We start from the raw sequence: 12,642 nt of genomic DNA, 5'->3' as shown, positions 1-12,642 counted from the left end.
ATTTTTCCTAATACGCGATTCCCAATACCCAGTACCCAGTAACCAGTACCCAGTACCCAATATCCCAATCCCTATACTTTTTGGAGAGATGGTAATGGTAACTATTAAAAAGAAAGCGGCTCACAATCCTTTAGCTGAGTATATTGAACGTCTCCAAAAAGGAGAAGCATTACTCCCCGATAGTCCAGAAAACGTGCTGGAAGTTGTCGGTATTCTTAAAAGTTATGGTGTAGTTTTAGATGCCTACTCAAAAAATCTTAACTATATTGCCGAACATCAGTTTTTAATATTTTTCCCATTTTTTAAATATTTTAATGGAGAAGTTTCTTTTCAAAAATTACTCCGCCACTGGTGGCATGACCGGATTAATTTTGAATATGCCGAATATTGTATGAAAGGCATGATGTGGCACGGTGGCGGCGGGCTAGATACCTATTTAGATACAACAGAATTTCAAGAAAGAGCGCAAGCCGTTATTGCCGCAAAATTTAAAAATAATCCCTTAATTTTGGGTATTAACCAATTATTTCCAGATTTTTTAACAGAATACTTGCGTGTCTCTGCTTACTACACTGGTTTAGGTCAATTTTGGCGAGTAATGGCTGATATGTTCCTCAGCTTATCAGACCTCTACGATAAAGGCAAAATAAAATCGATTCCTGAAGTTGTAGAACATATTAAAGCAGGGTTAGTGGCAAATGCCTCAAACCCAATTACCTACGCCGTCAAAATTCGGGGTGAAGTCTATGAAATTATTCCTAAAAGTGTTGGTTTAACCTTCTTAGCAGATACAGCAATACCTTATGTCGAGGCAGTATTCTTCCGGGGAACTCCTTTCCACGGTACAGTTTCATACAACGCCCAAGGTTATCAAATTCCTCCAGATCAAACGCGATTTCAATATGGCGCATTGTATGCCGATCCTTTACCCATCGGCGGCGCAGGTATTCCTCCCACATTGTTGATGCAAGATATGCGTCATTATCTTCCAGAGTATTTGCACGAAATTTATCGTCACAGCCTCCGGGGTGAAGATGATTTGCGCGTACAAATTTGCATGAGTTTCCAAAAATCGATGTTTTGTGTTACCACAGCAACGATTTTGGGACTAATGCCTCATCCTTTGGACACTAAAGATCCCAATGAGGAGAAAGGTAATCGAGTTTATTTAGAAAAATGGATGAGTCGGTTAGAAACTTCGCGGTTGCTAGATGTAAATAAATAGTTGACTTTTGTTAAAAATTATGCGTTCGGTTCGATGCCGAGCGATCGCAATTGGTTTGAGGATGTTCCTGAAAGTTTTTCACGAAAGTACCATCAGACTCTGGTAGCTGCGTATGGTCTGGGAACGGAGTGAGGGCGGTGGATGGATCGGTTGCAGAGGTCATAAGGCTACCTTTGCAGGATTAAGGGTTGTTTTTTAGTTTAGCAAGCGTAGACGCAAAGCGGCTTATCGTGAGACATTTAGGTAATGGCGATCGCTCAAACTGCTAAGATTTTCTTAACCAATAGTTAAAGATTACGTCCGATATTTCACTGTAGGAAGATGGCGACCAATATAGCCAATAACCACTATTCCCGGCTGTTCCGCAAAAAAATGGATTCGCCAGTTGCAGAACCTCAATTTAACATGTCGTTCAAATAGACGCTCTTTACCATCAGGACAACGAAAAGTTCTTTCTTTGAAATATTTACCAAGCGTTGGTTTACTTTCTCCCGATTCCTCAATAGGATACCCGTCGAGATTGAAATAGCCATTGTTCCAGGTTTTACAGCATTTGTGAAGCTCAAATAATATGCTTACAACAGGCTGTAATTCCAACTGTCCAGCACGAATCTCTTCTAACTGCTTTCTAACAGCATCGCAAAATTCTATGTTAGGAAATAATTCCTCTCTGCGATTCCAAACCTCTAATCCATCGCTAACATTTTGATAAATGCGCTCTTGGTTTTGTTGAATTAGACTAGCGTGTTCTTGTACATGGCTGCTACGGCTAGCATGGATAATTTCTACAATTTTGCTAATTATCTCTCCATCCTCATCCAAGCATCGAAATTCTAGTTTTACACGGTTACAATCCCAGCATTCCTGAGAAAGTAAGCTGATTGCAATTGTATTAATTGCGATCGTATTAAGTATATAAGCAATACCAAGTCCAATAGCCATTTCTCCTTGATGACGAAATTCAGACAAGCTAGTACTATTTTCAATATCTTGGATTTCAGAATTTACAATATCAGTTGAGAAAGGTGCTTTAGTTGCAAGAATTTTGATGAAAAGTCGTTCATCTCGATCTGCATCATTAAGCCAATGACGAAGAGGATAGTTAGGTGCAAGTATTGTTGTATGAAAATCTTCTTGAGTGCGGAGGCTTACCTTCACCCCTTGAGTTTTGACTGCCTTTATGGTTTTAATTAGCTCAGACATCTTTTGCTGTGCTATCTGCTTATTTGGAGCCGGATTTCGCAGGGATAATTCATTTAATATTAAATCAAAATCCACCTTTTACTCTCCCGCAGGCTCAAGTAATATATCTAAACTTTTTTCCCATTCATCAAAGAAACCATCAGGCCATTTATCAATTCTTCCATTTCTATCAATATGTGGCGATACTACTTCTGTAACAGTTTGTCCTGCTTTATCTTGTCGCTGAAAATAATGTAACTGAACATCATCTGGCTTAATTTTTCCTCCATGAACAGCAAGACGAATACCATTTAAAACATGATCGCTATGGGTTTCTATAAGTATTTGAATCCCACAACTAGCTGCAAGCGATAATAATTCACCCATCTTAACTTGCCCTTTAGGATGTAGATGTGCCTCTGGATTTTCAATTATAATTAGTGTACCCGGAGAAGATGATAAAACTGCTACGATAATCGGTAATGTGTAACTAATTCCAAATCCGACATTAGTAGTCCGATAGGGGTTACTATCCCCATAAAAATATTGTAAACTCATCAAACCTATATCTGAATTAGAGTTAATTTTAATCCTTGTACCAGGACTAACTTCTCTCATCCATCCTTCAACCTGGCTGCTAAGAGTGTTAGATTTTGCCATCGGATGTCTTAGTTTAGTTTGAAGAACATCTTTATCTTGATTAATTGCTAAAAAATGTGCAGTATATTCACCCTTACTACCCAACTGTCCTAGTCGCCTTGCTTGATAATCTGACATATCATAAGATGTTCGTGGCCCGAGGCGTTCAGCCTGTAAATAGTGAAATCTTCTATTGAAAGGACTTAATTTATAGACATTCTCAATTGGTAATTTAGAATCTAAATTATTTAAAACATCTGTACCTGTCTTAATTTGGTCATAGCTAAAACGCCAAATCCCTTTTTTTCTATCATTCCAAATAATCTCGAAACCAAGATAATCCTCTTTGGCTCTTTCACAAAATGCATCTTGAGCAGTACCAATGTGTACTAATTCACCATTCAATGCTAAACCGACATTTGGCAATAATTCTTGTTGATAAGATTGACGCAGCAAAAGTAGCGATTGTAAAACAGAAGATTTTCCCGTACTATTTAGGCCAGAAAGTAAAGTTAGTGGCTTAAATTCGATTAACTGATTTTCAAAGGCTTTGTAATTGGTCAATTTAAGAGAATTAATCATAACAATACTTCTTGTATAATTTTCTCAACTGTTTCAAATCTATGCTCTATTTTGTTTGCTGCTTGAGATATTGATGCTAGAAACTCTGTATCGTTATCTACATATTTAACAAAAGTATTTATTAGTTCTTTCTTTCTCTCCTTTAATCTTTCAATATTTTTAATATCAAGCCTTGCAAGATTGACAGACCAAACTTCAAACAAAGATTTGTTTAGGGGAAACTTTCTTTTATTTTTATTAGAAATTTTACGAAAAGCATTATTGTTAAAAATATCAAATGCGGCAATCATTGATTTCTTGAAAACGTCTTCTAAATTTTGTATATTTTCTTGAGAAAGACTATTAATTTTAGATAAAGCTTTACTTAAAAAAGAATCTCTAGTTTCATCTTGATACTCTTTATACGAAATTAAATAAAAGGCAAGAAATCCTAGCACAAACTCTCTATCATCCATTCTCTTTTTTTTATCGGGGCTAAGATTAACAACACGTTTGAACTCTGATAAAGAAGCTAGACTAGCTAAAATTTTTGTAGCTTGCCCAGGATTCAAAGCATGTCGCAGTTCCTGATTTGAAAGACGCACACCTCCTGTATTGATACGTTTGAAGATATTATACTTAACTTCCAAAGGTGTACCTTTTTCAATTAAATATACTGTTACTTGAGTTTCTTGGATACGACGTTGATATCTTCGTTCTAATTCGTCATAAGTTCTATTATTAAGCTCTTTCAGGTATTCTAATCCAATTAACTTAAGAGTTTTATCAATAACAAAATGCTTTAGGGCGGACAACCTTTGTAACCCATCTACAACTACCCATTTATCTTCATTGGTAGCATCAATATAAAAAGCAGGCAATGGAATTCTAATTAGAATAGATTCAATTAATTTACCTTTTGCTTCTAGAGTCCATATATTTGCTTGTCGTTGAAATTCAGGTGCTAAATCAAGCGCTTCTTCGTCAATTCTTCTGAGTAATTGCTCAATAGTTGGCTCTCTTGTAGCAATATTAATTTTTTCTGGATCGTATTGAAAAGTTACTTTTTCATATTGTTCCTCATCATTGTGTTCTTCATATAAATTTTCTTCATTAGCTAATTCTGCGTTGTAGTTATTCAAATTTACCACTGCGTTTACTCCTTATTATTAACACCTATTTATTCAGCTCTTGTTGATGCTTAGTCCGACTAAATCAGTAAATAGGACTGTTTAATTAGCGTACTTCTATCCTACTATCTCCACAAATTTATAGAAGTCCAAAATTTTGCACCTCTACGTACCTACTTAGTCTATTTGTCTATTACTTGTTTTGTAAATCCAAAATTGGCGATATCGCACCCGTAAACCAAATACTTAAACCTCTGGTTCCACGCCGAGCGATCGCAATTGAGCAGTCAAGCGATCGGCTCTTTGGCTTTCCTGTTCGGCTCTTTCCTCACCACTCAACAACAAATTACCTTGCAAGTCCCACCAGCGCAACCAAGGTAATTCTGCATTCTGATAAACTCCTTGCCAAATACCTAATTCAACTCCCAAAGGTGCAATGGGATAATGTCCCCGTTCATTTGCTGGTAAAAGTTGATATTGGCTTTCAATAATGTGGTACATTTCCACACTGGCTTTATTCACTTCATAAATGCCATAAAAAGCCGGATGAATCACTTGCTCATAAATCCAAAATTTACCCTTCCAAGGAGTTTTGTCTCGCTCTTCACTACCATCCCCGGAGACAAATTCCAATACAATTAAAGGAGCAATGTGTTCTTGCCAAAGCACATAAGAGCGGCGCATTTGCCCATTGAGTGTAGGCGGCACATTCGGGACATAGAACCAATCGGGAGCTTCTGCACCTCGTTCTAGCGGGTCAGTAATGCGCCAGTAGATGCCACTATCTTGACCTATGCAATATTGCCCATCAGGATGAAGTTTTTGCAATACTGGTTTAATGGACTCCGTTATTAGAATGCTTTGGGGATGTTCCTGAAAGTTTTTCACGAAGGTGCCATCAGACTCTGGAAGTTGAGTGTGGTCTGGAAGTGTAGTACTAGTAGCTGGATTCGTTGCAGTCATAGGGCTACCCTCGCGTTTTTCGTGAGGTTTGTTATTTAGTCTACCAAAGGTAAGCACAAACAGAAATTTGAAAAAATTAAGTATTCTAGTCTGTGGGAACACTTAATAGCGATCGCTATACGATAATCTCAAAGTACACGCAGTAAACTAGGAATGCTTTCAATCGCTTCTAAATCCCGAATTTCTGCCAAAGCTTGCCGAAAATTACCCTCCCGCACATCATGGGTAACAACCACAATCTCTGCAAGTTCCCCTTGAAAGCCAGTTTGGACAATGGACTCTAAGCTAACGCCATAGTTACCAAAGCAAGTCCCCAATTTACCGATAACTCCAGGTTGATCGTTCGTGAGGAAACGGGCATAAAACCGAGTTATCAGTTCTGCCATCGGCGCAATTTGGCAATATTCTTGATGTCCACAAGTTAATAATGGATTTGCAACTGCTGTATTGGTTTTGAGGACAGCAACTAAATTCAAAATATCCGATGTGACAGCACTGGCGGTTGCACCAGCACCAGCACCGGGGCCGAAAAACATTACCTGTCCGATGGGTTCTCCTTCGACAAGGATGGCATTGTAAACACCGTTGATGCTAGCCAAAGGATGGGCTTGGGGCACTAAAGTAGGATGAACTCTTACGGAAAGTGGGGATGAGGGAGTATCACGTTTAGCGATCGCTAATAATTTAATCACAAATCCTAATTTTTCGGCGTAGGCAATATCTGTTTTGCTGACTTGCCGAATGCCCTCGGTATAAACATCTTGTAGGTTGATGCGTCCGCCAAAGCTTAATGATGCGAGGATGGCAATTTTATCTGCTGCGTCTAAGCCATCAACATCAGCTGTAGGGTCAGCCTCAGCATAACCCAAGCGTTGGGCATCAGCTAAGACATCGTTAAAGTTGCTGCCTTCTGTTTGCATCCGCGTCAGGATGTAATTAGTTGTACCGTTCACGATGCCTGTGACAGTGTGAATGCGGTTAACACTTAAAGATTGTTTCAGGGGTTGAATCACTGGAATCCCACCACCCACAGCAGCTTCTAACATCACGTATACGCCGGCTTGATTGGCAGTTGTAAAAATTTCTGCCCCAAAGCGGGCGATCGCTGCTTTATTTGCAGTGACTACATGCTTACCATTACTCAAAGCTTTGAGGATTAGCGATCGCGTCGGCTCTAATCCACCCATCACCTCGACAACTATATCTACTGCCGGATCGTTGACAATCGCTTCTAAATCTGTAGTTAAGACTTCCGTAGATAATTCTACTGCACGGGGTTTCTCGAGCGATCGCACTCCCACCCGATAGATTTCTATATCTTGCAACAAAGGGTGACGACCAACCCTATCTTGCAACAACTGCACTGTTCCCGTTCCCACGGTGCCTAGTCCCAGTATTCCTAGTTTCACACCCACAATTTCTGCACCCAATTTCACAAATAACAATTGTAGGTAGAGCATTTGCCCTACCTACTGATTATCCTGCTTCCTTTGTCATTTGTCCTTCGTCATTGGTATTTACAAATGACTAACGACCAATGACCAATGACTAACTTTAGTAAGTTTCTACGTGCCAGCGTCCAGCTTTCTTAATTTCCTTCTGGTAAACACTCCAGGTTACGCCTTCCTTAGCAGCAGCAGCAGTTAATGCTGCATCAATACCTTCTTCCATACCCCGCAAACCGCAGATGTAGGTGTGAGTTTTTTCATTTTTAATCAACTGCCACAATTCATCAGCATGTTCTGCTACGCGGTCTTGAATATACATTCTACCGCCTTGGGGATTTTTCTGTTCGCGGCTGATGGCAGCAGTCAGGCGAAAGTTCTCAGGATATTTTTGTTGAATTTCTTCCAGTTCTTCCTTATATAAAAGGTTTGGAGTTGTGGGTACACCAAATATTAACCAAGAGAATCCTTTAAATTGGTATTCTGGGTTAGCTGCTCTTTCCGTATCTTTAAACTGCCGCCAGAGATAAGCCCGCATGGGAGCAATACCTGTTCCGGTTGCCATCATGATTACATTAGCTTCAGGATCTTGGGGTAACAACATTTCCTTACCCACAGGCCCGGTAATTTTTACCTCTTCCCCTGGCTTGAGGAAACAAAGGTGTGTAGAACAAACACCATATACTGTTTCGCTAGTTTCTGGGTGCTTGTATTCTAACTGGCGGACGCACAGTGATACTGTCTTATCATCTACATCATCGCCATGACGAGTTGAGGCGATAGAATATAGTCTGAGTTTTTCCGGTTTACCGTTCTTATCTACTCCTGGTGGAATAATCCCAATACTTTGACCTTCTATATACTTCAAATCACTGCCAGAAAGGTCAAATTTAAGGTGTTGAACAATACCAATACCATCTTCTTTGACTAGTGGTTCATTAGATATTACCTTGCCAATAAATGGAGCATTGGGACGGTAAGTGTTAACAGGAACGTCACCGTGGTCTTTTTTGGCTTTCGCTTGAGTCATGGTGTTGCCTTTCTTGTCCTTGTTCTTAAGCTGTTCTTCAGCTGGTGGTTTAGCAAAGCCTTTAGCTTCACTACTAGCATTAACAGGTGTGGCTTTACCATTCCCTTCAGTGTCAGCAGTTTCTCCAGATGTAGCTAACTCGCTGACAACGCTTGTAGCATTCCCAAGTGAGGCTTTACCATTAACTGGCTCTAGAGCAGTTACAGGCTGGATACTAACAATTGTGCCGCCTAGACGAGTGATACGTCGCATTTCTTGATTCATGCGGTTGTAAGGCACTCTGATGAACACACTGCCACTTTTGCGAATTGGGTAGGTAGTTTGATCGGTTTCTTCTCCCTGACGCAAACCCACCACTTCATAAACGAAGACGCGGCTACCTAATTCTATGTTGGCAGCACCCTCAACAGCACCTTGATTGTACATTCGTTCTACCACTCCGATAATTTACTTAACCGTTTTTCAAAAAAAAACAATTCCCCTACCTTACCAGCTTTAGTTTACCGGATTTTCGTTTCACAAAACTGGTTCTGAAGGAAAAACGGCATCATTAAATTAATGCCTTGCTAAGTACACTCACCAAAGACATGCAGGCATAGCAAAAAACACACCTGTTCACCTTCTAAGGTAAAGGATAAGTCTTGTGGAGAATGTTAATAATGAGTCAATTTAATCTTTTTTTTGTTAACTACCATCTGCATCAACGAGATGGTTTTTTACCTGACTACCCAACGAGTAACTCACGATAGCAGATATTCATAAGGAGGACTAGTTTGATTGGCAGAAGCTACCGCTCAGTTTACCGCCAAAATTTGCCGTTGTGCTTGCCTACTTCAAGGGCTTAAATCGGATAATGTCAATCTCGGAAGATTTTATGACAATTGGTTTTACATCACAAAATATACTGCTCTCTCGAAATGTTGTTAGCTATATTTATGGACTGTCTATGGATAATTACATGAGTAGGACAATTTCAGTTACAAACATAATGACAGAGATAATCGCGATTTAAGCAGATGTAATCAGTTTTACTTAATGAGAAAAATCTGTCAACCTTTATTCAGTAATTTGCTATAAACCAAGGCTTCTATTTGAGCCTATCCATAACTTTACAGCCAATAATTTGACTAATGCAAGTTGTTGGCTCATTCGTTGGATAGATTTTTGCTTTGAATATCTTAAGCATTGTCAAACTGGAATTACAATTTAAGAACATCAATAAAATTGCTGCAACCCTAAATTATACCTTATAAACTTAGATTCGTAGAGTCATAAGTAGCAGAATGACAGAGGTGCAACACTCATGACCAGTGTTGATCCCCATTTTTAAATTAACAACTAAATCACCAAAAAATGATTCATGAACCATGCTAATTCTTCTTGACAGCAATCTTGTATGAGGATACCTCCTTCTGTTAAAATCAAATATACCACTAGGATTAAATACTTACCGGCACCAAAATTCAGGCTAGTCCGACGAGTAGCAACTTAATTACTTTGTTGTTTACCCGCTTGGTGTCTTATAGATGTGCTAGGTAGCAAGAACGCAGGATAAACCAAAGGGGTAAATTCCTGGCTTCGGAATCTGCTGTGTGAAAAAATATTGACACAATTTTAGTATTTTAGAGGAGATTTATGACAAGTAAGCCGGAACGCGTGGTACTGATTGGAGTAGCCGGAGACTCTGGGTGCGGGAAATCTACGTTTTTGCGTCGTTTGATAGATTTGTTTGGTGAAGATTTAATGACAGTCATCTGCTTGGATGATTATCACTCCTTAGATCGCAAACAGCGTAAAGAAACTGGGATAACTGCATTAGATCCTAGGGCGAACAATTTTGACCTGATGTATGAGCAAATTAAAGCGCTCAAAAGTGGTCAAGGGATTGATAAGCCGATTTACAACCATGAAACTGGCTTGCTCGATCCGCCAGAGCGGATCGAGCCGAATCGCATTATAGTTGTTGAAGGACTGCATCCTTTATATGATGAGCGGGTGCGATCGCTAATCGACTTCAGTGTTTATTTTGACATTAGCGATGAAGTTAAAATTGCCTGGAAAATCCAGCGAGATATGGCTGAACGCGGTCATCGCTACGAAGATGTCTTAGCGCAAATCAATTCCCGCAAACCTGACTTTGAAAAGTTTATCGAACCACAAAGAGAATTTGCCGATGTAGTTCTCCAAGTATTACCCACAAACTTGATCAAAAACGACACCGAGCGCAGAGTCTTACGGGTACGGATGCTTCAACGGGAAGGGAAGGAAGGCTTTGAACCGACCTACCTATTTGATGAAGGGTCAACAATTAACTGGACTCCCTGTGGACGTAAGCTGACCTGTTCTTACCCTGGTATGCAACTATACTATGGTTCAGATGTTTATTACGGTCGCTATGTCTCAGTGCTAGAGGTAGATGGTCAATTTGATAACTTGGAAGAAGTCATTTACATCGAAACCCATCTCAGCAATACATCCACCAAATATCAGGGTGAATTGACTCACTTGTTACTCCAGCACCGCGAGTATCCAGGTTCCAATAATGGTACTGGTTTCTTCCAAGTGCTTACAGGTTTAAAAATGCGTGCTGCTTATGAGCGTTTAACAGCTACGGAAGCAAAGTTAGCGGTTCAGGTTTAAAAGCAGCAGTGCTTGTGTCAAAGTTTGTGGGGGCGCTTCTGGGTGTCCCCCTTTTTTTGTGTTATTAAATACATTCACCCCAAAAAATAATTAGCATAAATTTATCTAATTTACACATACTTACCTTATGATTAGTGGTTTTTATCAATATCAACAAGATACTAACTACTGAAGTATAAATATTGTTATGATTTCATAAATTAACGTGAGTTCTACAGCTTATGTGATGTTCGCCTCACGAGCTGAATCAAAAGACCTCTAAGAACCTAAAACTGTCTCTCTCCAAATCTGAGAGGGACGGACTTGAGCTTTATTTCAAGTCCGAGAGAGGTTGATAGAACTCACGTTAAATTTAGGTAGTTGAACTAAATACTCACATTTAGTCAGCGAAAAAACTCAAGTCAGGAGGAATTTGCTGTGTCTCGTCGATATTTATTTACCTCCGAGTCAGTCACTGAAGGTCATCCAGATAAAATCTGCGATCAGATTTCTGATACCATTCTGGATGCCTTACTGACACAAGACCCTACTAGCCGTGTCGCTGCTGAAGTAGTAGTTAATACTGGCTTGGTGCTAATCACTGGTGAAATAACCACCAAAGCCAATGTGAATTTTGTCAATCTCGCCCGCAAAAAAATTGCTGAAATTGGCTATACCAATGCTGATAATGGCTTTTCTGCTAATAGCACCAGCGTTCTGCTGGCTTTAGACGAACAATCACCCGATATTGCTCAAGGCGTTAACACAGCCCAAGAAACCCGCGAGCAAGATAGTGATGAACAATTCGACAAAATTGGTGCAGGCGACCAAGGTATAATGTTCGGCTTTGCCAGCAATGAAACACCAGAACTGATGCCATTACCCATCAGTCTCGCCCACCGCATTGCTCGCCGATTGGCAGCAGTCCGTAAAACAGGTGAATTGTCATACCTGCGTCCTGATGGTAAAACTCAAGTAACTGTAGTCTACGAAGATGGACAACCAGTAGGTATTGATACTATTCTAATTTCCACCCAGCATACAGCCTCTATTGGGGAAATTACAGATGAGGCGGCTGTACAAGCTAAGATTAAACAAGACCTTTGGGCAGCAGTGGTCGAACCTGTTTTTGGCGACATTGACGTTAAGCCTAATGAGGAAACACGTTTTTTAGTCAACCCCACTGGCAAATTTGTCGTTGGTGGCCCTCAAGGAGACTCTGGTCTGACAGGACGGAAAATAATCGTTGACACCTACGGTGGTTATTCACGACATGGTGGCGGCGCTTTTTCTGGTAAAGACCCCACGAAGGTAGACCGTTCTGCTGCTTATGCGGCTCGCTATGTAGCGAAAAATATTGTCGCTGCTGGGTTGGCGGAAAAAGTTGAAATCCAACTATCCTATGCTATTGGTGTAGCGCGACCAACAAGCATTCTGGTGGATACCTTTGGCACAGGCAAAGTGGATGAAGAAACCTTATTGGAATTAATCAACCAACATTTTGAACTGCGTCCAGCAGGGATTATCCATACCTTCAACTTACGCAACTTACCAAGTGAACGAGGCGGACGTTTTTATCAGGACGTCGCGGCTTACGGTCATTTTGGGCGGACTGATTTAGACTTGCCTTGGGAACAGACCGATAAAGCTGAATTGTTGAAGCAAGCAGCAAACGAATCACTTTCGGCGGTAGTTGCTCAAGCACTAACTTAGACTTATACGCTACTGCAAAAACTTAGTTTATCTACGTGAGGGTATTGGCAACTTAACAAGTTATTAATACCCTCATCAGTAAATCAAAAAGTTTTTCAGAGAAGGGCAATCGCTAAAATACTTGCATTTTTTGAT

At 40.1% G+C, this 12,642-nt stretch carries 9 protein-coding genes and 1 pseudogene; 3 read left to right on the top strand and 7 right to left on the bottom strand.

Features of this window, described 5'->3' with window-relative positions; all coding sequences use genetic code 11:
• Positions 1-94 precede the first annotated feature (94 nt).
• Positions 95-1,225, top strand: a complete 1,131-nt coding sequence (locus tag V7K42_RS23365; protein WP_334919668.1) for a CO2 hydration protein — start codon at positions 95-97, stop codon at positions 1,223-1,225.
• 52 nt (positions 1,226-1,277) lie between these two features.
• On the opposite strand, the pseudogene V7K42_RS23360 reads toward V7K42_RS23365, so the two are convergent.
• The 7 genes and pseudogenes from V7K42_RS23360 to petH all read right to left on the bottom strand — a co-directional run.
• A pseudogene (locus tag V7K42_RS23360) lies at positions 1,278-1,388 on the bottom strand (Uma2 family endonuclease); the annotation flags it as partial.
• 131 nt (positions 1,389-1,519) lie between these two features.
• Positions 1,520-2,503, bottom strand: coding sequence for a hypothetical protein (locus V7K42_RS23355; protein ID WP_334919667.1), 984 nt, complete (start codon positions 2,501-2,503; stop codon positions 1,520-1,522).
• Between the two features lie 3 nt (positions 2,504-2,506).
• Positions 2,507-3,628 (bottom strand): AAA family ATPase, encoded by a 1,122-nt coding sequence (locus tag V7K42_RS23350; protein ID WP_334919666.1) that lies wholly within the window; start codon positions 3,626-3,628, stop codon positions 2,507-2,509.
• The gene (locus V7K42_RS23345) at positions 3,625-4,758 is read right to left on the bottom strand and encodes a DUF262 domain-containing protein (protein ID WP_334919665.1); all 1,134 of its coding nucleotides are present in this window, start codon (positions 4,756-4,758) and stop codon (positions 3,625-3,627) included. The genes V7K42_RS23350 and V7K42_RS23345 overlap by 4 nt, the downstream gene beginning before the upstream one ends.
• A gap of 225 nt (positions 4,759-4,983) precedes the next feature.
• A complete protein-coding gene (locus V7K42_RS23340) occupies positions 4,984-5,700 on the bottom strand; it encodes a Uma2 family endonuclease (RefSeq protein ID WP_334919664.1) in 717 nt (238 codons plus the stop codon).
• A 128-nt stretch (positions 5,701-5,828) separates the two neighbouring features.
• Positions 5,829-7,115: a homoserine dehydrogenase gene (locus V7K42_RS23335; RefSeq protein WP_334919681.1), complete on the bottom strand. Its 1,287-nt coding sequence runs from the start codon at positions 7,113-7,115 to the stop codon at positions 5,829-5,831.
• 139 nt (positions 7,116-7,254) lie between these two features.
• A complete protein-coding gene (gene petH, locus V7K42_RS23330) occupies positions 7,255-8,601 on the bottom strand; it encodes a ferredoxin--NADP reductase (RefSeq protein ID WP_334919680.1) in 1,347 nt (448 codons plus the stop codon).
• A 1,209-nt stretch (positions 8,602-9,810) separates the two neighbouring features.
• Between petH and V7K42_RS23325 the strand changes: the two genes are divergently transcribed.
• Positions 9,811-10,815, top strand: coding sequence for a phosphoribulokinase (locus V7K42_RS23325; RefSeq protein ID WP_334919663.1), 1,005 nt, complete (start codon positions 9,811-9,813; stop codon positions 10,813-10,815).
• Between the two features lie 417 nt (positions 10,816-11,232).
• Positions 11,233-12,507, top strand: coding sequence for a methionine adenosyltransferase (gene metK, locus V7K42_RS23320; protein ID WP_334919662.1), 1,275 nt, complete (start codon positions 11,233-11,235; stop codon positions 12,505-12,507).
• The last annotated feature ends 135 nt before the right edge of the window (positions 12,508-12,642 follow it).

Origin of the sequence: Nostoc sp. (assembly GCF_036917455.1) — a bacterium.
Lineage (GTDB): Bacteria > Cyanobacteriota > Cyanobacteriia > Cyanobacteriales > Nostocaceae > Nostoc.
Note: the sequence above shows the minus strand (reverse complement) of the source record. Positions and strands in the feature narration are given on the sequence as shown.

Coding starts and splice junctions, on each gene's coding strand:
- V7K42_RS23365 (WP_334919668.1), top strand. CDS start 95: ATGGTAACTATTAAAAAGAAAGCGGCTCACAATCCTTTAGCTGAGTAT.
- V7K42_RS23350 (WP_334919666.1), bottom strand. CDS start 3,628: ATGATTAATTCTCTTAAATTGACCAATTACAAAGCCTTTGAAAATCAG.
- V7K42_RS23340 (WP_334919664.1), bottom strand. CDS start 5,700: ATGACTGCAACGAATCCAGCTACTAGTACTACACTTCCAGACCACACT.
- petH (WP_334919680.1), bottom strand. CDS start 8,601: ATGTACAATCAAGGTGCTGTTGAGGGTGCTGCCAACATAGAATTAGGT.
- V7K42_RS23325 (WP_334919663.1), top strand. CDS start 9,811: ATGACAAGTAAGCCGGAACGCGTGGTACTGATTGGAGTAGCCGGAGAC.